This is a genomic window from Bacteroidota bacterium (genome assembly GCA_016714535.1).
GTDB lineage: Bacteria > Bacteroidota > Bacteroidia > AKYH767-A > OLB10 > JADKFV01.
In genome coordinates, this window is sequence record JADKDR010000017.1 from 42568 (window position 1) to 67046 (window position 24479).

The following is a 24479-nucleotide window of genomic DNA, read 5'->3' on the forward strand; positions in this document are numbered from 1 at the left end:
TAGTTCTTTTAACATAATCAATACTCAATAGCGTGCAGGTAGCTCCGAAAAAATCGTTTGGTCAACATTTTCTTAAAGATGATGCTATTGCATTTGCAATAGCCGATAGTTTTGGAGAAGAAGAATTTGATACAGTTGTAGAAGTGGGGCCAGGCAAGGGCATTCTTACCAAGCATTTATTTACAAAGTATGGTAATAAATTGTCGGCAGTTGAAGTGGACGAAGATTCCATATCATATTTGCAAACCAATTATCCGGCTTTGGCCGAACGAATTATTTACAACGACTTTCTGCAAATAGATTTGAGTATTTTCAACTCAACCAAGATAGCCGTTATTGGAAATTATCCATACAATATATCTACACAAATCATTTTTAAAGTTTTGGATTATAAGGATTTGGTTGCCTCTTGCGCAGGTATGTTTCAGTTAGAAGTTGCCAAGCGAATATGTGCTGTGCCCGGCAACAAGGATTATGGCATACTTAGCGTGCTTGCTCAGGCGTGGTATAATTGTAAGTTAACCATGACTGTACACGAACATGTATTTGAGCCACCACCCAAAGTAAAATCCGGTGTTATACTTATGGAGCGCAATTCAGTAACCAAATTAAATTGCAATGAGGCACAATTTAAGACTGTTGTTAAAGCAGCATTTAATCAAAGACGAAAAACACTGAATAATGCGTTAAAGAGTATAAATGTTAATCACAAAAAAATTCCCTATGCCGGTTTGCGGGCCGAGACTTTGTCTGTAAGTCAGTTTGAAGAACTTACCAATGAGTTGTATTCTAAATAAAGGAGCCGAATGAAAAAAGTGTTGATTCGTGAAATGTTTGCTGCAATCGTAGTGCTTCTTATTTCTTGTGGTTGCTATGCGCAAAAAGGTGATTACACAACAAAAAGCAAAGCCGCACAAAAATATTATGAGACTGCACAGCGCTATTATGATAACCGTGACAACGACAATGCAAAAAGTGCCTTGCACGATGCGCTAAGTAAGGACAGTAATTTTGTTGAAGCACTCATGTTACAGTCAGCAGTGTTTGCCGATGAGGGAAATTATCTGTTGGCCATAGCAAGCCTTCAAAAGGCGGTTAGTATTAATCCTGATTTCTTTGTAAACAACTGGTACTCGCTTGGCCGGTTTCAATTGATAGCTGCGCAATACGACCAAGGGTTAATAAGCTTTTCTAAATTCTTATCTGATAAAACTATCAGCAATCAATTGCACAATGAGGCAAGCTATTATAAGTCATGTTGCGAATTTGCAATTCAATCAGTTGCTCAACCGGTTGATTTTAAGCCTGCATCTATGGGAAGTGCAATTAATACAGATGCTAATGAATATTATCCAACCATCCTCTTAGATGGCAGTGAGTTTTATTTTACACGAAGCAGGTTTGGCAGCCGAGGCGGCATTGAGCAAGAAGATTTTTATATAGCTAAATACAAAGATGGGCAATGGCAAATGGCGCAGAATGCCGGAGAGCCGCTTAACACGGCAACTAACGAAGGTGCAGCAACCATTTCGGCAGATGGGAGTATGTTGTTTTTTACTGCTTGCAATAGGCCTGATGGGCAGGGCAGTTGCGATATCTACTACACCCGCAAGACAGCAATCGGTTGGGCCGAACCAAAAAATCTTGGAGCCAAAGTAAATACGGCATCATGGGAGTCACAACCCTCTTTTTCGAGCGATGGAAAGTCGGTGTACTTTATTCGTGGCATATATGATGAAAACAGGAAAAAGCGAACCGATATTTATGTTAGCAATCTGGGCAACGATGGATTTTTTCAAACTCCGGTTAAGTTAAGCAATGTAATTAATACTGAGCGGAGCGAGGAAAGTGTTTTTATTCATCCCGATAACAAAACGTTGTATTTCTCATCGAGCGGACATGTTGGGATGGGTGGTTTGGATATCTATATGGCCATGCGCAAAGATGATGGCACATGGGGAAAGCCGGTAAATTTGGGCTTTCCAATTAATACAGAAGCAGATGAAAATAGCTTTATTGTGAGTGCAGATGGTTCAACGGCATATTTTGCAAGTGATCGCGAAGGTGGAGCAGGGGGGCTTGATTTGTATTCCTTTGCTTTGCCAGCCAAGCTGAAGCCACAACCAGTTACATATGCTCGTGGGCATATTTTTGATAAAAGCACAAATCAAAATTTGGATGCAAAATACGAACTAATTGATGCTGCCAATGGCAGCATTCTCAAATGGGCAAATGCCAACCACGAAACAGGAACCTTTATCCTTGCTTTGCAAAAAGGAAATAACTATATCTTAAATGTAACTCAGCCCGGTTACCTGTTTTATACCGACAGTTTTCAGTGTACCACCAATGCCGATTATAATAAGCCTTATCGTATAGAGGTACCGTTACAAAAACTCACCTCCGGAGCAACCATGGTGCTAAAGAATGTTTTTTTTGATTCGGGCAAGTTTGATTTAAAACCAGAGTCGAATACAGAATTAACAATCTTGTTTAATTTTCTGAATCAAAATCCAAATACAAAGATAGAGATATCGGGTCATACCGATAATACAGGCTTAGCTGCTACCAACCTTACACTTTCAGAAAATCGAGCTAAGGCGGTTTTTAATTATTTACAAAGCAAAGGGATAGATCCGTTACGACTTAAGTACAAAGGCTATGGTGATAAGATGCCTATTGGCGATAATCAAACAGAAGGCGGAAGGGCTCTTAACCGCAGAACTGAAATCAAAGTGCTGTAACTAGTTTTTAATCTTGATATAGATTATCTCCTTTTCGGAATTGGAATTAACAACATTGTCATAAAAAATCATTCCTTCGTTTGCAGTGGTACTCATGTTAATTTGTAAGGTATCATCAAATACAACGGACTCAAACGACATTTTTCGTTTATTAGCAGTACGCAAGGGAAGTATGTGTGAGTGGCTATTGCTTCCTGCCTCCTGACAACGCATTTCATACGTTTTATTATTGAAACTTAGCTCATAGCGTGAGAGCATGACCGTGTCGCCACTTTCCGAAATCATAAATTTTATGCCGCTATAATTAGTTTCACTGCTTTTATTCCATTGACAATATATTCTGCCTTCGTTGGTTAAGGTTAACCAGGTACCTTGTAGCCATGCATTTTTTCTACCTCACGCATAGTGTACGTAAAGTCGTCTCTGCGTAAGGTGGCTGCTAATGAAATTAATGCCAGAACTAAGACATTAATAAAAAGCGTATTAGAATATTTGAATTTAAAGAGCAATTTATTTTGACTAATTATTTCCTCGTAAAAATATTAATTATAAGGGAGTTAGAACTTTTCAACAGGTTGTTCATTACTAACAACCTTGTGTTCATTAGGGCAAAGCCATGTTTCTGTAACGTGTTAACAAGTTTTTTGGAGGTGAAGTGCCTGTTATTCTTGGTAATGAAATGCCAAATAGGTATTTTTGTTTAACGAAAGTAGGGTAAAGGATACAAAAAGTTAAATTATTACAGGTAGATGGATCCACTTATGGAGTCGTGGCTACTTCCGGTAACGCTACTTAATACATTGATTTGATTTGTGATTCTAAGGCATCCTAAAAAAGCGAAAATCAAGGCCTCTTTATAGTTGATAATAATATTATCGGGCAGTATAATCCTTGTTGAAGTTTGTTGTTGAATCTGCTCTAGTAAAAAACTATTAAATGCCCCGCCACCGGTAACCAGAGTTTGAGCATCTGCACTTAAATGCTCATTTATGGTAGCAGCAATTTGATTTGCAATATGAACGTTGCAAGTAAATAGTACATCTGCAATATTTTCGTAGCAATCAATTATTGGAATAATACTTTGTTCAAAAAGCTCACGTCCTAAACTTTTAGCACCTTTTTCCTTGTAAAATTTAAGCGCATTTAAATCTCCGAGAAGTTCGGGTATAAGTTTTCCCGACCGCGCTGTGTTGCCATTTTCATCATATATGAATCCTATTTTATGGCAGAGGTAATTAAGTATCATATTTACATGAACAATATCAAAAGCAACTCGTTTATCTTTTTTTTCAAAAGAAATATTTGCAATGCCACCCAAATTGAGGCAAGCCTGATAGGTAGAAAAAAGTAAGCGGTCGCCAATAGGAACCAGTGGAGCGCCTTGCCCGCCTAGGGCTACATCGGTGCTTCTGAAGTCGCAAACTGTTGTTATTCCTGTGCGTGCAGCAATAATTGCTCCTTTGCCAATTTGAACCGTATAACCTTTGTCGGGTTTGTGAATTACCGTATGCCCATGCGAAGAAATTAATTCGGGTTTCGCTTTGTGCTTATAATTAAATTCTTGTATGCACTCGCTCCAATAGTAGGCAAGGTAAGCATCCGCTGCTACAATTGCTTGCGCAGAGTCTTTATGTAAGGATGATAATTTTTGTTGCAAAGCATGGTCATAACCAAATGTTTCGGCAGTAATAATTTCGTAAATCCATTTTCCATCTTTTTGCTCAAAGCGGCATAGCGCAATGTCTAACCCATCAAGGGATGTGCCCGACATAAGTCCTAGTGTAAGCATAATAAAACAGCGTAAGTATTAAATGAAATCAAATCAAATTGCGGGCTTTAAATTCAAGGTATTTATTAACCGTGTTAGCGGTTAATGATTCCGGAGTGGTCAGCAAAGCTGGAATGCCATACTTATTAAGTTCTCGTACTATAAGTTTTTTCTCGCTAATAAACTTTGAGGCTATGGTATGCTCGTAAACTTCCTGCAAGGTTTGAGCAGGTGTATCTACCAACGCTCTTAATTCCGTATTTTCAAAAAACACAACCAGGCAAAGATGGTTAACTGCAATCTTACGGATAAATCGCAAGTTGCGTTCTAAACCACGTAACGTTTCAAAATTAGTAAAGAGTACAATTAAACTTCGTTGCGTTATTTTTTTTCGAATCGTGTTATAAAGCGATTCATAGTCACTTTCGTTAAACAGCGATTTTTGGTCGTATAACAAGTCGTTAATTTTTAAAAGCTGAAACTGCTTACGTTCGGCTATAAGCACATTGTTTACTTTGTTAGAGAAGGTGATAATTCCGGACTTATCACTTTTTTGCAACGCAATATTGCTTAACACCAGCGAAGAGTTGATAGCGTAGTCAAGCAAGGTCATTTGATTGAAAGGCATTTTCATAACACGGCCTTTATCAATAATGCAGTAAACATTTTGTGATCGCTCATCCTGATAGTTGTTAGTCATTAGTTGACCTCTGCGTGCAGTGGCTTGCCAATTCATACTGCGGTAATCATCGCCCTGCACATACTCACGTATGTGCTCAAACTCCATACTTTGACCGATGCGTCTTATTTTTTTAATTCCAATTTCGCTTAAGCGGTTGCTTGCAGCAAGCAATTCGTATTTACGCATTTGTATGTACGAAGGGTAAACTTTTATTTGTTTGTTGCGTGCAAAAATAAACCTGCGTTTTATCAACCCGATTTTGCTTAAGGCAAAAACATTTATTCCACCAAAGCTGTACTCACCGCGTTTTACTGGACGCAAGTTATACGTTATTACATGCTCGGTACTAGCAGGTATGGTTGATAAAAAACGAATGTCCCGTCTCTGAAACTGAAAAGGAATTTCATCAATAATTTCAAAATGGATAGTAAAGGCATATCCATTAAATAGGTAGATACGTACTTCATTGTCATCTCCATTTGAAAAACGATCAGCCGTAATGCGCTGCGCTTTTAAAGGTTCGGCATAGCGAAAAAGCAAGAGGTAGTCAATAATTAATAGTCCGGTCGAAGCATAGAAAATAATTTTTGCAGCATGACTTAATACCGGAACAAAAAAGGCAATTACAAATAATACTGCTATGCCACCGAATAACAAAAAGAGTCGTCCGGTGAGAAACAGATTTTTAATGTAGTGCATGCCTAATGATATTAACTCCGCTAAACTAAAAATAAATTATTGTAAAAAAACGATATCGCAAATAGCGAGTATACCAAACACGATAGAGGCAATTCCATTGGTTGTAAAAAATGCCATGTTCACTTTGCTCAAGTCGTTTGGCTTTACCAGCATGTGCTGGTAAAATATAAGTAGAATAAAGATGATTGTACCGGATTGGTAAACCAATCCGGTATGAAAGCAGAAGGCAGTAACTAACAGTAAAGCCGCACTTGCAACATGTAACCCTGACGATAAACGTAGCGCATTCACTTTGCCTAAAAGTCGTGGAACGGAATATAAATTATGTTGGGAGTCAAACTCCTCATCTTGCAGTGCATAAATAATATCAAATCCTGCAACCCAGGTTAATACTGTAAAACCAATAATTACAGGTTGCCAGGCAAAATGTGCAGTAACAGCAAGATAGGCTCCAACCGGTGCTAAAGCCAGACCAATTCCTAATACGATATGACAAAGCGCAGTAAAACGCTTGGTGAAACTGTACCCTAAAATTACTGCCAATGCAACCGGTGAAAGGAGGAAACAAATGCGATTGACAAAGTAACAGGTTAAAACAAATGCGAATGCTGTGGCAATGGTAAAAATTAACGCATGCTGCGGACTAATAGTTCCTGCAGGAATTTCGCGAATGGCTGTGCGTGCATTCAGTATATCAATATCACGATCGATATAGCGATTAAAAGACATGGCCGCACTGCGTGCAAAAACCATACATAGTATCACTTTGAGTAAAAGCCACCACGATAACTGAAAATTGACCGATGCTGCGCCCATAAAAAAACCAAGAAGCGCAAAGGGCATGGCAAAAATAGTGTGTGCAAATTTTATAAGTGACAGGTATCGCTTCATTACATTTCGATATTCAGTTTTTGAATAGCCTCGTATTTGCCTGCATTTAGTTGCAGGATGTAAACGGCCCCTTTTGCTATGCCTGGGCGTTTTATTTCAAGTTTGTTTCGGCCAGCCGGAGTTTGCATAAACGAATATCGGTCGAGCAACTTGCCACTTTCATCACTCAAACTTATATACACATCCATGGTGTGATCAGTGCTAACATATATTTCAATGGTTTCTGTTTTTATATTCGGATTTACTTGTAATTGCAAGGTGTTTACACTTTGCAGGTTGGGGTTTATTATTGCTTTTTCATTTTTAATCAAATATACTTCGCGAAGCGTATTATAGGGCCGCGAAAATTCCCCTTCGGTTTCCCAAAAGGTATTTTGCATATCACTTTTTATTCCACCAATAATGTATCCTGTCAATATAGTATCACCAATTAACGAGTCCATTTGAATTACGCCATTTTGGTAGCTAGCAATATTTTCGGCTTTTATAAATTGTGCAACAGCTGTATAATACTCATCAAGTGACGATTCGAGCAGGTATTCTGTTTTACTGCCGCGTTCATTTGTAACAACATTGCAAATCGTTTTTACATGAGGGACATTATTATTTTGTACCGGTATGCCTATACTATCGTAGTAGTGAGCTATTCCACCCAGAAAAATATGATGCTGCGAACGCTGCTTGGTGCTATAAAGTGGAATTACAGGGCAGCTGTAATGATTATAATATTGAGCAAAGTGCGGCAGAACGTGATAGCCTCCGGTATCTACTCGTACGGCATTCATATAGGGCAAATCCATCCCATATTGAAATACGCCTGAGTAAATATCAAGATATTCGTGGTTGTATTTGTCGCGTGCTGCAACAAGGTTGTAATCTCTGCGGTGCAGATTAACGGTATCGGTATATGTTTTTATTTCAACTACCTGAAGCAAATTATTTGTTGAGTTTAGCTCGAATACTCTAATCTGATTAGAGTAAATTTGATTAAAGCCCGGTCCAAATTCTGGCCCGTTAGGATTATATCGACCTTCAAATACATGTCCTCCTATAAGATAAAATTGATTATTAAGCATGTGTAAGTTACCACCTGTAACCTGAAAAATGGGGTTTTGCACGTGTTGGAAGCAATTTGTAATTGTTGTTCCATTTTCAATGGCTGCAATGGTTTTATCTATATCAAATACCAGCATACGGTCGAAGGTGTGATGCTCATCAAGACTAGCACTATAACCATAACCACCGCATGCATATAGTTTATTTCCTAACTGGTAACATTGATGATTAGATGCCACCAACTGATCATAGATGTAGCTTTCCAAACTATCAATAGCACGGCTTATGCATTTTTTTGTTTTTACGTTAATCACTATTGCGTTAAGATTCCTGTTTTCGATATCGAAAGCTGCAAATGGCTGCCTTTTATGTAAGCCATCCAGACGTCCACCAATCATCAGTATTTTATCGCCAGACTTGCCTGCAATGGCCGAATGCACGCTTACTAAACTATCCGCAGTTAATGGCTTAACAGTAATGGTGTATGGAAAAAGTTGTGCACTTGAAGTTGTATTAATAATCTGACAGCAAATCAGTAAGAAGTAGGTGGTTTTCAGTAAATACATCATTGATAATGGTAGATAGCAAAGTTGATAAAACTTTTCTTTTTTATAAAATACGCTTAATGATCCGAAGCTTGTGCGTATATTTTTTTAGTACCTCGTTAAATATTCCGTAGTGGTCAATTTTATCAATTCGTACACGGCCACTGGCATGAATAATTTTAGATGAGTTAATCAATATTCCCGTATGTATGATATTGCCTTCTTCATTTTCAAAAAAGCAAGATCGTGTTGAACACACTCTTCAAGCAAATGGACCTGTCGGCCTTCTTCTGCTTGCTGTGCGGCATCGCGTTGAATTTTTATTCCTGATAATTTATAAATCATTTGAGTAAGACCACTGCAATCAATTCCAAACGGACTGCGGCCTCCCCATAAGTAAGGAGCATTGTAATACATGTAAGCATCTTCGAGTAATTTGGCAGGAGTGCGAATGCATTTATCGGTATTGCGCATGGCTCCTTTGTAAGCATACATTCGGTTACCAATATTAAAAGTTTCTTTGTTTAGAAAGGGCAAATAACTTCCAAGCACAATAGGGAAGGGTTGGTCTGCTTCAATTATACCTACAAGGTCATAGCATACATTGTAGGAATCACGTTTGAGTTTTTCGAACTCGAAAATTTCAGTAGCGTGGCATTGCGCCTGAACCACCCACCCGGTATAATTATCGTAATCGGTTCGAATGCGTATCCATTCATTTTGACGTTCGGTGATCTCAAACAAATCTCCGAACAATAACTGCGAAACCATTTCGCTACGATGGCCGGGTTCGGCACGCATTGGTACTATACTCTGTATACAAACTCCGTGTGTCATGGCTTTATTTTGTTTGCTGCGATTGCGTGTTTACGTTTAATTTTTTGCTGTCGTGCACTATTAATTTTTAAAACATTTTAACTTCATACTACTGTTTAAATTAGCGAGAGGTGTTAGTGTAATAATTGTTTTTCAATTGGGTTGCACTAACCGTTGTTGCAGGGTGTTAGCACATTTCGATTACAATGGCACTACCACCGCCACCACCGTTGCATATAGCTGCAGCACCAACTTTTGCATTATTTTGTTGAAGTACATGAAGCAACGTAACCACAATGCGGCAACCACTACTTCCTAAAGGATGCCCTAACGATACTGCACCACCATTTACATTTACTCGTGCTGGGTCTAGTTTCATAATTTGGTTATTGGCTAATGAAACTACCGAAAATGCTTCGTTAATTTCAAAATAGTCTATATCGCCTAGTTGCTTTCCTGCTTTGGCAACTGCCAAAGGCAGTGCCTTGCTTGGGCTGGTTGTAAACCACTCAGGTGCCTGTTGTGCATCAGCATATGAAACTATTTTAGCAAGTGGTTTTATGTTTAGTTCTTTTACTTTTTTCCCACTCATTAATATTACGGCCGAGGCACCATCATTTAATGTACTTGCATTGGCAGCGGTAACTGTACCATCTTTTTGAAATGCGGGCTTCAATGTTGGTACCTTAGCAAAATCTACCTTTTTGTAATCTTCGTCTTCGCTTATTATTGTTTCTTTTCCCTTAACGTTTATAGTTACCGGTACAATTTCATTTTTAAATTTTCCGGCTTCGTAAGCTGCAGCACTTCGTTTATATGATTCTATTGCATGTGCATCTTGCTCTTCGCGCGTAATTTTGCACTCTGCAGCGCATAGTTCGGCTGCATTGCCCATGTGATAGTCTTTGTAAACATCCCATAGGCCGTCTTTCACAAGTCCATCTGTAATCTGACCGTGGCCATATTTATAGCCATTGCGGGCTTTATCAAGATAATAGGGTACATTGCTCATGCTCTCCATACCTCCGGCTACCATAATATCTTTATCACCATTTGCTATAGCTTGTGCAGCCATCATAATGGCCTTCATGCCTGATGAACACACTTTATTAATAATGGTTCCCGGTGTTGTAACGGGTATTCCGGCACCAATACTTGCCTGGGTTACAGGCGCCTGTCCTATTCCTGCGCTCAGTGCATTTCCCATTAATACCTCTTCTACCATGTCGGGTTTTACTCCGCTACGTTCAAGTGCTGCTTTTATAGCTATTGCTCCTAACTGCGGAGCACTCATGCCTGAAAAGGAACCGCCAAAACTTGCAATTGGTGTTCGCACGGCACTAACAATAAATACTTCTTCCATTTTTTTTATTTTATAAATTGAATTTTTAACCTGTTTAATCTTGTTATTTGGGCGCGCAATTACGGCATTATTTACCGAGGCGACAAAATTCGTAAACTGCGAGTTATTAAAATAAATTTAAGGACATGTTAAAAGTACTTACGCTTATTATTTGCTTTGGTTGGGCATTTCAACTAAATGCACAAACAGCTATAAAACCAAAAGTTTTGTTAGTAACTGCCCATCCGGATGATGAAACAGGATGTGCTGCTACTGTGTATCGTATTACCCATGAGTTGAATGGTGAAGTTGAATTATGTGTAATAACTAATGGAGAGGCTGGGTATAAATATTCAACCTTAGCCGAACCCATCTATCAACTAAAGCTTACTGAAGAAGCTATCGGACGAAAGCACCTGCCTGCCATAAGGAAAAGGGAGTTAATAAAGGCGGCCAAAATTATCGGGATTAATAAGATTTATTTTCTGCTTGAAAAGGATAGTCATTATGGCCTTGACGAACGCGACCCGCTTGATACTTCCTGGAACAGTACTCGGGTAGAAAAAAAACTGCATGAAATAATGGTAAAAGGCAAGTATGATTTTGTGTTTTGTATGATACCCGATTCATCTACACATGCTGGGCACAAAGCAGCCACATTGCTTATTTTGCGCACTATTCAAAAATTGAATATTCCCAAACCCATTGTTTTGGCTTATGATGTAACAGATAGTTTAAGTACGGATAAAAACAATTTTTTACAGTTGAAGGATTACACCGAAACCAGATTTGATAGAACCGTAGCTCCATTTGAAGTAAGCAGATTAAAAAAGTTTGGTTTTAAAAACAGGTTGGATTATCGCATAATAGTTAACTGGGAAATTGCCGAACATAAGTCGCAAGGGGTAATGCAAACCGCAATGAACAGAGGTGATATTGAGCGTTTTTATTATTTCGCTCTAAATTCTGAACAAGGTAAACTGAAAGCGCAGGAGTTGTTTGATGCTTTGAAGTAAAGGCAATTAAATAAAACTTATAATTCTTAAACAGGCTATTCGTTGTTTTGGATAAAATCAATTCATCAATTTCCACAATATTTGTAAACCAAAAAGTATAAGTGCAACTCCGCTAATTTTATTAAAAACAGAAAGCGCCTTTGTACTGATAAACTTGTTAAGGTAATTGGCTAAATATGATTTAGCAATATCAGTAGCAAGCACTGTTGCTAAAGACGTTGCAAAAAATAAATAATTTTCTTTCTTATCATATCCTTGCAAGCTGATGGCACTTACAACACCAATCCAGAAAATAAGTGCAAAGGGATTAAATGTATTAGCCGCAAACCCCCGCAACACATAACCGGCAATAGTTTTACTGTTATAGCGAGCAGGCTGAAGATCACGTTGCGGCATTTCTACTTTTTTAAAAATGGCAAAGGCGCCCCATGCAACAAGAATAATTCCTCCGGCCAGGCCAAAAATAAATTTAGCAGTGACATTTTGATTAATAAATTTATTAGCGAGTTGAGCGATAATAATGCAAACTGCATCGCTAATCATAACTCCGGTAGCGATGTATGCTGCAGGTTTAAATCCCCTGTTAAGGCTGGTAAAAAGTATTAGAAAAAAAACAGGGCCAATTAAAAAGGCTAATCCGAATCCCAACAAAAAACCTTGCCAAAGAGCCTGTAACATAGTGCAGCAGTAGTTAAGCGTCAATGGTTTGTGCGGAAACAAAATGTTTCCATTCGTCAAGATTTTTTTTCTTAATAACCCTGGGGAATTTATTTTGTCCGCCAATCTTACCCTTTGAGCCAAGGTAATTTATAAATACCGAATCGGGTATTATGGTTACCATTATTTCTTTTAAGGCTGCACTGCGTTCAACCCGATAATCATCGTTAAGTAATTTTAGTTTTTCATCGAGTCGCATTTTCAGCTCTTCGGGCTTTACATTACTATCAGTGCCTATCCACCAGTGATGTGCAAATAATGTTTGAAATGGAATTCCGGCAACACAAAATTCGCGAATGGTAATATTCATTTCATCGCTTACCATCTCAATAGCCTTGTTCATATTATCAACCGAAAGATGTTCGCCATAAACTTAGGAAGTGTTTGGTGCGTCCGGTAATTTTAATTTCGCAAGTCTTCTTATTGGTAAAACGTATGGTATCTCCAATTAAATAGCGCCAGGCTCCCGCATTACTCGATAAGAGTAGCGCATACTCTTCACCTTCTTTTATTTCATTTACTAGTAAGGTTTCGGGTTTGCCTTTTAGTTCGCCTTCATCGTTAAAATTATCGTCATTAAATGGAATGAACTCGAAAAACAAACCGTTGTTTAAGTTAAGTTTCATGTCCTGTTCGGGAGCTTCTTGCATGGCAATATAACCTTCGCTGGCCAGATAGGTTTCGATATAGGTAACCGGTTTGCCAAGTAATGCAGCAAAACTTTTGCGGTAAGGCTCAAGACTTACCCCACCGTGCACGTAGAGGCTTAGGTTAGGCCACATTTCGTGAATGTGGTTGAGTTTATAGCGAGCAATAATTTTTTCGAGCAGCATTTGCAACCATGCCGGCACACCTACAATGATGCCAATATCCCATTGCGGAGCCATTTCGGTTATTTCTTCCAATTTAGCTGCCCAGTTTTTTTGTTTCGAAATTTTGCGGCCCGGTTTATAAAAATGCTGAAACCAAAAGGGAATTTTACTAGCCGTTATTCCACTTAAATCCCCTTCAAAATAACTGCCATTGCGCTCCAGATTTGTACTACCCCCTAACATAAGAATTCCTTTTTCGAAAACTTCTTCGGGCACATCAAAATTGCGCAGGGTAAATATTTGTTTAATACTTTGCTTTTGTATGGACTTTACCATGTCGCGGGTAACGGGTATATGCTTGCTTGATGAGTCGCTTGTTCCGCTACTTAGCGCAAAATATCTTACCTGACCCGGCCAACACACATCTTCATTTTCATGGAGGCATTTACTCCACCAGCTTTTAAATATGGTGCTATAGTCATGTATAGGCACCGATTGCCGGAAGGTGTTAACAAAATGACGGCTTCGCAGTATCTGGCTGAATTTGTAATAATCGCCAAAGTAGGTATATTGAGCCTTTCGCAATAATTTGCGTAAAGCTTTTCGCTGTTTTTGTATAGGGGTATTCAACTCATCCTGGTTCACCAATGCCCGGAGTTCAATACCCTTTTTAATAATACTACCTAGTAATGCCATAATTAATAAAGGAACTCAAAGGAATAAAAATTTTATGAAACTTACACAGCAAGTAATTTCTATGGCAATTTTGCCGGGCAAACCTTATATACAGGTTGGGTGTTATTAAAGGTAATTTTTCCAACTCAAATTTTCTCTCTACTATTGTTGTGAGATTAATTTAAAAAGCATTTTATGATAGAAGCAAAACCATATCATCCAAAAAATAAAATTCGAATAGTTACCGCAGCCAGTTTGTTTGATGGGCATGATGCAGCCATCAACATCATGCGAAGAATTATACAGTCGAGTGGGGCCGAAGTTATCCATTTGGGGCACGACCGCAGTGCGCGCGAAGTAGTAGAATGTGCCATTCAGGAGGATGCCAATGCTATTGCTATGACCAGTTATCAGGGTGGGCACAATGAATACTTTAAGTATATGCACGATTTGCTTAACGAGCGGGGCTGTGGTCATATTCGTATTTTTGGTGGTGGTGGAGGTACTATTTTGCCAAGCGAAATTGATGATTTGCATAACTACGGTATTACCCGAATTTATCATCCTGATGATGGACGATCGCTTGGCCTGCAAGGGATGATTAATGATTTGTTGCAAAAGTGTGATTACCCTACCGGATTTAATTTAAATGGTGAGGTTAAGCATCTTTCTACATCCAATCATAAAGAGATTGCACGCCTGATATCAGCTGCCGAGAATAATCCGGAAGAGTTTGCCAAGCAATATGAAGGCGTACAGGCAAAGATTGAAAGCCGCAAATCAAAAGGTATAGACACACCGGTACTGGGCATTACCGGAACAGGTGGTGCAGGTAAGTCATCACTGGTTGATGAGTTGATACGTAGATTTTTGATTGAATTTAAAGATAAAGATAAGGGAATAGATTTCGGTAGTACAATTGCTGTTATATCTGTGGATCCGAGCAAACGAAAAACAGGTGGCGCATTGCTTGGTGATCGAATTCGTATGAATAGCATCAGCAACCCGCGCGTGTATATGCGCTCTTTGGCTACACGCCAAAGCAATCTTGCCTTGAGCAAACACGTGCGCGAAGCTATTGATGTACTAAAAGCTGCCGGTTTTGATTTAATAATTTTAGAAACATCCGGTATAGGACAAAGTGATACCGAAATAACGGAACATAGCGATGTATCGCTGTATGTTATGACACCTGAGTATGGTGCAGCATCGCAATTAGAAAAAATTGACATGCTCGACTTTGCTGATGTAGTAGCGCTTAATAAATTTGATAAGCGTGGTGCATTGGATGCACTGCGCGATGTGCGAAAACAATACAAACGAAATCACAAAATATTTGATGCGCCTGATGAATCTTTACCAGTGTTTGGCACCATTGCTTCGCAGTTTGGCGACCCTGGTATGAATGCATTGTATAAGTGTGTGATAAATAAAATGGAAGAGAAAACTTCGCTTAAGCTAAAGAGTGAGATGAATGTGACGGATGAACTGAGCGAAAAAATTTACATCATACCACCAGCGCGCACACGTTATCTTAGCGAGATAAGTGATAACAACCGTGGCTACGATGCATGGGCAAGAGAGCAAGCCGCTATAGCACAAAATATTTTTGCATTAAGAGAAAGTATTCAGTTGTGTGATGATAAAGGAGTCAAAGATGCTTTGAATAAAGTGTTGGTAGAATGGGAATTGAAATTGGATGGTCAATGTAAAAAACATCTGGAAGAGTGGCCTCAAAAATATAAAGCTTACCGAGGTGAGTTTTACGAATTCAAAGTGCGCGAAAAAATCTTAAAAATAAGAACACATACTACTTCGCTTTCGCATCAGGAAATTCCGAAGGTTGCATTGCCAAAAACAACTGCATCAGGAGATTTACTGCAATGGATATTGCAGGAGAATGTACCGGGCGAATTTCCATTTACAGCAGGTGTATTCCGTTTTAAGCGTGAGGGCGAGGATCCTACGCGCATGTTCGCAGGTGAGGGAGGCCCCGAGCGTACCAACAAGCGTTTTCATTATGTAAGTAAAGGTATGCCGGCAAAGCGCCTCAGCACTGCATTTGATAGTGTTACCCTATATGGTCGCGACCCTGATTATCGCCCCGATATTTATGGTAAAATTGGTAATAGTGGAGTAAGTGTTTGTTGCCTTGATGATGCAAAGAAATTATATAGTGGATTTAATCTTTGCGATCCTACCACATCTGTTTCTATGACCATCAATGGCCCTTCGGCCATTGTATGTGCATTTTTTATGAATGCTGCCATCGATCAGCAATGCGAATTGTATATTAAGCAAAATGGTCTGGAAGAAGAGGTGCAGAAAAAAATTGCTGCTCTGTATAAAGATAATCCAGCTTCGCAGCCCCAATATTATCAAGACATACCAGAAGGTAATGATGGGTTAGGGTTAATGCTGTTGGGCGTAACCGGTGATCAGGTTTTGCCAGCAGATGTATATGCAAAAATAAAAGCTAACACCCTTGCATCAGTGCGTGGTACCGTGCAGGCAGATATATTGAAAGAAGATCAGGCACAGAACACTTGTATATTCTCAACCGAATTTAGTTTACGAATGATGGGAGATATGCAACAATATTTTATTGATAACATGATACGTAATTTTTATTCGGTATCTATATCAGGTTATCATATTGCTGAGGCTGGTGCTAATCCAATTTCGCAACTTGCCTTTACACTTGCCAATGGATTTACGTTTGTTGAGTATTACATCAGCCGCGGAATGGACGTAAATGATTTTGCACCAAACTTATCATTCTTCTTTAGCAATGGTATCGACCCTGAGTATGCAGTAATAGGCCGTGTAGCACGAAGAATATGGGCCAAGGCCATGAAGTTGAAATATAAAGCAAACGAGCGTTCGCAAATGTTGAAGTATCATATACAAACAAGCGGAAGATCATTGCATGCACAGGAAATAGATTTTAATGATATACGAACTACGTTGCAAGCACTATATGCCATATACGATAATTGCAATTCGCTGCACACCAATGCGTATGACGAAGCCATTACCACACCTACCGAAGAAAGTGTGCGCAGAGCAATCGCAATTCAATTAATTATTAATCGCGAATTAGGATTGGCCAAGAATGAAAATCCTTTGCAAGGTTCTTTTATCATTGAAGAATTAACTGACCTGGTAGAAGAGGCAGTGCTTATGGAGTTTGATAGAATAACAGAGCGTGGCGGAGTATTAGGTGCCATGGAAACCATGTATCAGCGTGGAAAAATTCAGGAGGAAAGTTTGTATTACGAAACATTGAAACATACCGGAGAATATCCCATAATTGGAGTAAATACGTTCTTGTCGAGCAAAGGTTCGCCTACAATAATTCCAAGCGAAGTTATACGAGCCACTACCGAAGAAAAAGAGAATCAAATAACAACACTCAAGCATTTGCATAGTAGGAGTATGGATATGCAAGTCAAAATGGTATCCAATTTACAACATGCAGCTATGCATAATCTCAATATGTTTGAGCAATTGATGGAATCGGTTAAGTACTGCTCGCTCGGACAAAATACCAATGCATTGTTTGAAGTTGGAGGGCAGTATAGGAGGAATATGTAATTGACTTTGCATTTTGCTTTCGCTCGCGTCTCGCGAGCGGACTAAATATCGGCCTCCGGCTATTTTCAAACTAAAGTTAATTTCTTAACTTCGGATTCGTTATCTAATGAACAATTTTATCGATGTATGGATTAATGTAATGGCAAATTATAAAAATGGTAAATCAATTAATGAATGTAGGCAAGTAACTTTAGTAAACAATGGTATTGCAGGAGATTTAACGAATGTTGTAATTTCTATTAGAGGTGTTTTTCAAGATTTTAATTCTCAAGTTGATAATTATAAAATAACAATCACAAAATGAAAAATTTTTTCTTATATATAATTCTTACAAAATTGGGCATTCTGGCAATCATAAACACAAGTATGTCTCAAAATAGTATTATTTGGTCTTCTATTCTGGTTGACTCTACTAATTATTACGAAGTAGAAAACACCTATTCACTGAAAGGTGATTCATTACTCCTCGTGGCGAATGTTTCCACAATTAATGACATTGATCCTATAATCTTGAAGGTTGACCCAAGTGGTGTTTTTACAACTTTTTGGACCAAACATGATAGTACAAAAAAGCAAAATATTCGAAATAGCTGCATAGACACCATTGGCAATATTTGGTTAATATCAAATTCGGAACCGGATAGCATTCATTTTATTGGTATTGATGGCACTTATGGAACCAAGATAATGGAAACGACTCTAAATGCAACTTACTTTTGGAGCACTATACATCAATACGCAGGCGAGATTTATTTTGCATTAGCTAATCCCACCAATACCCTTTTTAAGTACAGTTCTAGCGGAAATCTGATATGGCAAACTATAATTCCTGCGTATTTTCACCTTAATGCAATAGAGGGTATTGACGGCAATATCTATGTCATGGGGGATACATTAAGTAGCAATGGTGGGTGGTATCCAAAAATTTGTAAATATGACACTGCCGGTGTTTTTATTTCCAGTGTTGGAATGACTTATGGTAATAATAAGTTTTGCAATGCACTTACAGTAGAGAAGAATTTGTGGATGTGCGGTATGGATCATTTAGATAAGGCCTATTGTGCTAAAGTTGATACAAATCTAACCATACAAGATACCACCATCGGAGGGCCGTTTAATAAAGTAAGCAAGTCTAAAATAGTACTTGATAGCAATCTCAGTATTTACTGGAGTTATATTATTGAAAATGGTTCTAAAGAATGTCACATTGCTAAAATTGATAATCAAGCAATTGCTTTTAATGTTATTGATACTTGCTTTTCAGAAGGTTGGAAGGCACTTTATTATAAAGGGTTTGACATTATAGTAACTAAAAAGGCCTCTCTGTTAGTTGCTAATACGTACTGGAAATCACCAATTTTTGATTATCAATTAGCAGAATTTGATACTGCAGGAAATCAATTATGGGATACAAGGTACACTAACTCGAGTACTTCAAAGGAGATGGCATTTAGGCTAAACGAAACAGAAAATTTCTACTATCTAAGTGGGTCATATTCGGGGGTTGGTGGCATTTCTGGTATCAATGTTTTGAAAATGGCTAATGTCAGTTCTATTAATAATCATCTTGGGATTAATGAAACTTTATACGTGCACCCTAATCCAAATTATGGTGGCACAATTTATTTATCAAAGCAAGTTCAGAATGCTGAAGTTTCTATCTATAACAGCAAAGGAAGAATGGTTGATTATTATATGAACTTTTCAGGCAATCAATTGAAACCCCATAGCGCACTTTCTAGCGGGTTGTATTTTATTTCAATTACAGAGCAAAATAAATGTGTTACAAAAAAATTAATAATAATTAATGAAAATGAGTAGAATTATATTCGCACTTTACGTGTGCTGCCTTACAATTGTTTTTACTTCTAAAACCAATGCGCAAAGTGATACGCTTAGTACATACATTTATGATGCTGACAGTAATGGTGTATTTGTAACCAAATCTTTTGAGATATTAGATTTTGAAACTTCAGCAGGAGTAAGCAATGTAATTTTACCAGATACAAGCATTGCGACTTTAGTTGATTTTGCATTATCTCCTTCTCGCAAAATTAATAAGCTGCTTGAGGAGGATAGGTCCAGCGAATTATCTCTGTATCCGAATCCAGCTATTAACCTAATCACCTTTCAGTTGAATAAGAGTATCCAACTTCCGGCAGTTTTATTTATTTTTGATTTAAAAGGGCAATTGGTTTATCAGAGTGCTATAAGTGTGCAGCCAATGATGGAATATCAATTATCTATCATCCAGTTGAACGCAGGCGAATATATTTTAAAAATTGGAAAATGAAATGAAAGCGTACAATCTAATTTTATTAAGCTCTAACATAGATCCTGGCATCACCATTGGCGAATTAAAATTATTGTCAAATACCGAATATCAAGTCTCAATAAATTTAACCCCGCCACAACCACCTGGCACCGATGTATGGATTCGGGGCAGTATAAAGATTATGACGCCAATGTAACGAATTATAAAGTAAGTGTTTACCATTAAACTTGATAAATGATGAAAATTAAATTAGTACTGGTTTATTTAATTGCGATTACCCTTGGTTTTGCAAAAACAAATGGCGCAAATCAATTTAAGTTGGTTGGTGCAATATAATGAGTTAGATAGGCACTCAAATGTTACGCATGCATTGTTAGACTCCTTTGAGAATGTTGTGGTTGCTGTAACAAACAGTAGCAAGCAAGTTGGCTTTGAAACAAATGCAAGTATATTAAAGTATGATGCAACTGGTGCACAAGTCTTTAAATGGCAAAGGTTAGATTCGCTCAATGGTGAAGTCGTTAATGATTTATCTACTGATACAGCGGGTAATATTTATGCTCTTACATACGTAAGCAATGTATGGCAATTGGACACCTTACATTTAATAAAAATAGATGGTACAACAGGGCAGGTGATTTTTGATATTTCAGTTGATACAAATTTATTTAATCGTAAAATGAAGCTATATGATAATCATGTTTATGTGGTTCTAGGTGTGCCCCAAAATGTAATATTAAAGTACGATTTACAAGGCAATTTGATATGGAGTAAATCTTTAGTACACTTTTTTAAAGTGCTAGATATACAGTTTAATAGGTCGTACATGTATGTAATTGGGGATAGTATTAACAATAACATGCAGCGGGTGAGATGCTTTGATACTTCAGGCGTATATTTATGGCAGCATTTAATGAGTTATCGTCAATTTTACGATGCTGAAATTGACAATGATGGCAAGCTGTGGATAGTAGGAGCTGAGCCAGCCAATAATAAAAATTTCGTTTACAGTTTAGATACACTTGGTAAGCTTTGGGATACACTTATTTATACTACTTCGGGAGGTTCTTATAATGCGAGACTTTCCTTTGACTCTCAAAATAATATTTACAGTGGATTTAATGTGGGTAGTACATGGAAAGGTGTTTTAGAGCTTTTTAAAATTGGCAATTATCAAGTCACAAAAATTGCTATTGTTGATTCTTGCTTTAATAACATTTCAATTCCATCTTTCAATGGTTTAAGCATGAAATGCTTAGAAAATGACGACATTTTAATTGCATCAACTTATTATAGCAATGTTAACGCCCCTAAATTATATGAAATAAGCCGCATAGATAGCACTGGCAATTTTAAAAAGCTACAAATATAATTCTCCAAATACGACTTATGGAATCCCACTATTAATTGAAAATCGTAATGCGAATTTATATCTTATAGGAAGTAATTGGGATACAACTTTTTTTGCTGACAATACTGAGATAATAAAATTTGCGGATGCTACTTTCATTCCAGAGGTTTTGAAAAGTATAATATAACCCTTTTTCCCAATCCAAACTTTGGAGGAACCATTTATTTTTCAAAGCTAGTAATCAATGCAGATATTTCTATACACACAAGCGATGGGGCATTGGTTACAAGCTATCGCAATTTTACAGGCAACGAAATAAGGCCAAATGATAAACTTTTGAGCGGCCTGTATTTTATTACCTTGACTGACCAGCATAACAGTGTTACAAAAAAATTAATAATATATGATGAAAATGAGTAGAATTATATTCGCACTTTACATGTGCTGCCTTACAATTGTTTTTGCTTCTAAAACCAATGCGCAAAGTGATACGCTTAGTACATACCTATATGATGCTGACAGCAATGGTGTATTTGTAACCAAATCTTTTGAGGTATTAGATTTTGAAACTTCAGCAGGAGTAAGCAATGTAATTTTACCAGATACAAGCATTGTAACTTTAATTGATTTTGCGTTATCTCCATCTAGCAAAATCAATATGCTACCAGTAGAAAACAAGTCAATTGAATTATCTCTTTATCCGAATCCTGCTTTTGGCGTAATTACCTTTCAGTTGAATAAGAGTATCCAACTTCCGGCAGTTTTATTTATATTTGATTTAAAAGGGCAATTGGTTTATCAGAGTGCTATAAGTGTGCAGCCAATAATGGAATATCAATTACCTATCAACCAGTTGAACGCAGGAGAATATATTTTAAAATTGGAAAATGAAAGCGAAAGCGTACAAACTAATTTTATTAAACTCTAGCTTAGCTCACGCTATATAGAAAAATAATTTTTATCTGGAGTTGGTGTCTTGTGAGCTAAGGCAACTTAGGCCTATGACCATTTCATCTTTCAGGTCTAAGAACTTTTTATTGAATGTGAAGTTCGCGGGGATGCGAACTTCGGACAAGGTAAGTATGAGGTTAACGGAAACGGAATCTTCGGACAGAAACTATATGAAGTTCGCGAGACGCGAACTTCTGTGCATGATTTTAAACATAGAAAATAGTTCATCAAAATATATCAAAAACAAAACAACTACATCCTATCGAGCGGGCTTTTTATTTTTGCCAAATCCTTATTGCTCACATGTGTATAACGCATAGTGGTGCGAACATCATTGTGACCCATCAACTCTTTTATATAAGTAATATCGGTACCGTACTCCAATAAATGTGTTGCATAACTGTGGCGCAATGAGTGAATACCCAAATCATAGTTTACATTGGCCCGTTGCAATGCTTGCTTAAAAACTAATTGCGCACTTCTAATACTATACATGTCGCTTTGCTGCCCTTCGAACAAATATATTTTTGGTTTGTAGGCTACATAATATTCGCGAAGAGGCACAAGCAGCGTATCGGGCAAGGTTACCATTCTATCTTTTTTACCTTTCGATTTTTCTATCAATACCTGCATCCGCTTCGAATTAATGTCTTTTACTTTTAGGTTCACTATTTCGCTTACACGCAAACCAAGGCCGTAGCAAATTTTCAGCATCAACTTGTGCTTGTCATTTACTGTAAGATCTATAATCTTTTTAACTTCCACTACACTCATCACTTTGGGTAGTTGAAGCGCCCGCTTGGGACGGGGTATATCATAGAACATTTTTTCGCGATGCAACACCTTCTCATAATAAAATTTAACTGCGCTTATTCTGCTTCGCAACGAATTTTCGTTTAGCTTTAATTCTGTGGTGCAGTACAAAAAATAGTTACGAAGCCGCTCGGCTGTGATGGTTTCGGCTGCATGATTTTTTAGCACGCATAAAAATTGTGCAAACTCACACACATAAACTTTCAATGTATTTGGGCTTAATCCTTTTAGCAAAATCGTATCTTCCATCCGTTGCAATGCCGCCCTATTCATAGGTTGTATATTTACAAAAGCATCCTTGCCAAGCGGCTTCGCTGCCAGCCCAAATGCAAACCGAAATTGGGGGGTGTCTGCTACATACCAACTTCCTTTTGTTTGGCTCCAACGGGCCGATTCCAATTTTTTAAATGCCGTAATCAAAACAGCCTTTTTTTCAAAGGCCGCCCATATTACTTCCTTACCTTTATGCTTACCAAACGAAAATTTATATTCCGAAATATTTTGTAGCTCCATTTTATTAATATATTTGGTGCGCGTTTATCCTCAAACTAACCATACAAATGTAAAACTAGCTGTGGATATACGCAACTGCCTCTCAAACTATCGCCAATTACTAAACTATTGATAATAAAACACTTGCAATATTTTGAAAACCTTAAATGCAGATATAGTACACAAAAACCTTCGTATATCCACGATTTGGCACATTGTAAACGACACCGTAGAAATAAGTTAAACAAAAATAGAAATGGACAAAAAGGCATTGGACAAAAGATTCTTTCCTTCCCACTAACTAAAATAATCATTGGACTTATTGTCTATTGGTGTAATTGTTAGCGTAGGACAATGAATTATTAGTAGGTAACTGTTAAACTTAACGGAATTAGATAAGGATATAAAAACTTAATAAATGGAATAATTAGTTTGAATTCTTGCATAGTTTCGTATGTAACATTATATAAATTTACGAAAAAGAAATTAAAGAATTGGCCAAAAAATGGACTTTTCAAAGTTTGACAATAGGAATTATTTTAGGTGTTTTACTACAATCATTGACAATACTTGTTTATTTAAAAAGTGGTTATTCAATTGTTTCAATAAACCCAATTCTTTTAGTCCCACCATTTGCATTTGACTTTTACTTCTGCAATTTTCGAAGAAATTTTAATGAGAGGTATAGTATTGCAGGAATAACAGAGAGAAATTGGAAGTTATTTTGCATTATTTATATCCGCAATTTTTATTTGGAGCAATGCACCTTGGAAACCCTAATAGTTCATTAACAGCTGCACTTGGACTTACAAAGCTAAACAGGACTTTTATTAGTTCTGCCTATATTTATTAGAGAAATTTATGGTTTCCAATTGCAATTCACTTTGCTTGGAATTTAACGCAATCTGCAATATTCAGACAAATGTTTCCGATGATTCAATTTCAAAAACATTAATTACTTCTAAAATAGAAGGAGCAGAATGGTTTTACAGGTGGACAATTTGGACTAGAAGGTTTGAATTCAAGTAACGATTTTTGTTTCGTTTGTGACAATAATTCTATTGATTTTGAGCCATAAAGAAGGAAAAATAATAGCACCATATTGGAAGGAAAATCATAACTAAAACAACGAACCCGCTAACATGGGTTTGGCAAAAGTGGGGCTGAAATTTCAGAATTGAACATTTTGGCACTTTCTATTGAGCAAACGTGCCAGGAATTTGAACTTTGGTACTTT

At 37.5% G+C, this 24479-nt stretch carries 20 protein-coding genes and 2 pseudogenes; 11 read left to right on the plus strand and 11 right to left on the minus strand.

Annotated features, from left to right (window positions below; genetic code table 11):
* Positions 1-32: 32 nt before the first annotated feature.
* Together rsmA and IPO27_18135 are read left to right on the plus strand one after the other, a co-directional pair.
* A complete protein-coding gene (rsmA, locus tag IPO27_18130; GenBank protein ID MBK8848347.1) occupies positions 33-797 on the plus strand; it encodes a ribosomal RNA small subunit methyltransferase A in 765 nt (254 codons plus the stop codon).
* A gap of 9 nt (positions 798-806) precedes the next feature.
* Positions 807-2744: a PD40 domain-containing protein gene (locus IPO27_18135; GenBank protein MBK8848348.1), complete on the plus strand. Its 1938-nt coding sequence runs from the start codon at positions 807-809 to the stop codon at positions 2742-2744.
* Here IPO27_18135 and IPO27_18140 read toward each other — a convergent pair whose 3' ends face one another.
* The 8 genes and pseudogenes from IPO27_18140 to IPO27_18175 form a co-directional block, all read right to left on the minus strand.
* Positions 2745-3029, minus strand: a complete 285-nt coding sequence (locus tag IPO27_18140; GenBank protein ID MBK8848349.1) for a hypothetical protein — start codon at positions 3027-3029, stop codon at positions 2745-2747.
* Positions 3030-3103: 74 nt separating this feature from the next.
* Complete coding sequence (locus IPO27_18145) at positions 3104-3253, minus strand: hypothetical protein (GenBank protein MBK8848350.1); 150 nt, start codon at positions 3251-3253, stop codon at positions 3104-3106.
* A gap of 230 nt (positions 3254-3483) precedes the next feature.
* Positions 3484-4533 (minus strand): anhydro-N-acetylmuramic acid kinase, encoded by a 1050-nt coding sequence (locus tag IPO27_18150; GenBank protein MBK8848351.1) that lies wholly within the window; start codon positions 4531-4533, stop codon positions 3484-3486.
* Between the two features lie 28 nt (positions 4534-4561).
* Positions 4562-5893: a DUF58 domain-containing protein gene (locus IPO27_18155; protein ID MBK8848352.1), complete on the minus strand. Its 1332-nt coding sequence runs from the start codon at positions 5891-5893 to the stop codon at positions 4562-4564.
* Between the two features lie 36 nt (positions 5894-5929).
* Positions 5930-6784, minus strand: coding sequence for a UbiA family prenyltransferase (locus IPO27_18160; protein MBK8848353.1), 855 nt, complete (start codon positions 6782-6784; stop codon positions 5930-5932).
* Positions 6784-8409, minus strand: coding sequence for a hypothetical protein (locus IPO27_18165; GenBank protein ID MBK8848354.1), 1626 nt, complete (start codon positions 8407-8409; stop codon positions 6784-6786). Before IPO27_18165 ends, IPO27_18160 begins: the two co-directional genes overlap by 1 nt.
* Positions 8410-8449: 40 nt before the next feature.
* Positions 8450-9222: pseudogene (locus tag IPO27_18170) on the minus strand (C40 family peptidase).
* A 166-nt stretch (positions 9223-9388) separates the two neighbouring features.
* Positions 9389-10564 carry an acetyl-CoA C-acyltransferase gene (locus tag IPO27_18175; protein ID MBK8848355.1) on the minus strand — a complete coding sequence of 392 codons (1176 nt, stop codon included), beginning with the start codon at positions 10562-10564 and terminating at the stop codon, positions 9389-9391.
* A 125-nt stretch (positions 10565-10689) separates the two neighbouring features.
* Here IPO27_18175 and IPO27_18180 point away from each other — a divergent pair, with 125 nt between their 5' ends.
* Complete coding sequence (locus IPO27_18180; GenBank protein ID MBK8848356.1) at positions 10690-11559, plus strand: PIG-L family deacetylase; 870 nt, start codon at positions 10690-10692, stop codon at positions 11557-11559.
* 57 nt (positions 11560-11616) lie between these two features.
* On the opposite strand, the gene IPO27_18185 is transcribed toward IPO27_18180, so the two are convergent.
* Together IPO27_18185 and IPO27_18190 are read right to left on the minus strand one after the other, a co-directional pair.
* Positions 11617-12237 (minus strand): LysE family transporter, encoded by a 621-nt coding sequence (locus IPO27_18185; GenBank protein ID MBK8848357.1) that lies wholly within the window; start codon positions 12235-12237, stop codon positions 11617-11619.
* A 13-nt stretch (positions 12238-12250) separates the two neighbouring features.
* Positions 12251-13784: pseudogene (locus IPO27_18190) on the minus strand (GH3 auxin-responsive promoter family protein).
* A gap of 174 nt (positions 13785-13958) precedes the next feature.
* On the opposite strand from IPO27_18190, the gene IPO27_18195 reads away from it, so the two are divergent.
* The 8 genes from IPO27_18195 to IPO27_18230 all read left to right on the plus strand — a co-directional run bounded on the left by IPO27_18195 (position 13959) and on the right by IPO27_18230 (position 21914).
* Positions 13959-17360, plus strand: a complete 3402-nt coding sequence (locus IPO27_18195; GenBank protein MBK8848358.1) for a methylmalonyl-CoA mutase family protein — start codon at positions 13959-13961, stop codon at positions 17358-17360.
* Positions 17361-17499: 139 nt separating this feature from the next.
* Positions 17500-17664, plus strand: a complete 165-nt coding sequence (locus IPO27_18200) for a hypothetical protein (GenBank protein ID MBK8848359.1) — start codon at positions 17500-17502, stop codon at positions 17662-17664.
* Positions 17661-19181 (plus strand): T9SS type A sorting domain-containing protein, encoded by a 1521-nt coding sequence (locus IPO27_18205; protein ID MBK8848360.1) that lies wholly within the window; start codon positions 17661-17663, stop codon positions 19179-19181. Before IPO27_18200 ends, IPO27_18205 begins: the two co-directional genes overlap by 4 nt.
* Entirely contained in the window at positions 19174-19653 is a 480-nt protein-coding gene (locus IPO27_18210) for a T9SS type A sorting domain-containing protein (protein ID MBK8848361.1), read from the plus strand. The genes IPO27_18205 and IPO27_18210 overlap by 8 nt, the downstream gene beginning before the upstream one ends.
* Position 19654: 1 nt before the next feature.
* Complete coding sequence (locus tag IPO27_18215) at positions 19655-19831, plus strand: hypothetical protein (protein ID MBK8848362.1); 177 nt, start codon at positions 19655-19657, stop codon at positions 19829-19831.
* A gap of 102 nt (positions 19832-19933) precedes the next feature.
* Positions 19934-21007 carry a hypothetical protein gene (locus IPO27_18220; GenBank protein MBK8848363.1) on the plus strand — a complete coding sequence of 358 codons (1074 nt, stop codon included), beginning with the start codon at positions 19934-19936 and terminating at the stop codon, positions 21005-21007.
* 117 nt (positions 21008-21124) lie between these two features.
* Positions 21125-21406: a T9SS type A sorting domain-containing protein gene (locus IPO27_18225; protein ID MBK8848364.1), complete on the plus strand. Its 282-nt coding sequence runs from the start codon at positions 21125-21127 to the stop codon at positions 21404-21406.
* Complete coding sequence (locus IPO27_18230; protein ID MBK8848365.1) at positions 21399-21914, plus strand: T9SS type A sorting domain-containing protein; 516 nt, start codon at positions 21399-21401, stop codon at positions 21912-21914. Before IPO27_18225 ends, IPO27_18230 begins: the two co-directional genes overlap by 8 nt.
* Before the next feature lie 275 nt (positions 21915-22189).
* Here IPO27_18230 and IPO27_18235 read toward each other — a convergent pair whose 3' ends face one another.
* Positions 22190-23263 carry a tyrosine-type recombinase/integrase gene (locus tag IPO27_18235; GenBank protein MBK8848366.1) on the minus strand — a complete coding sequence of 358 codons (1074 nt, stop codon included), beginning with the start codon at positions 23261-23263 and terminating at the stop codon, positions 22190-22192.
* Between the last annotated feature and the right edge of the window lie 1216 nt (positions 23264-24479).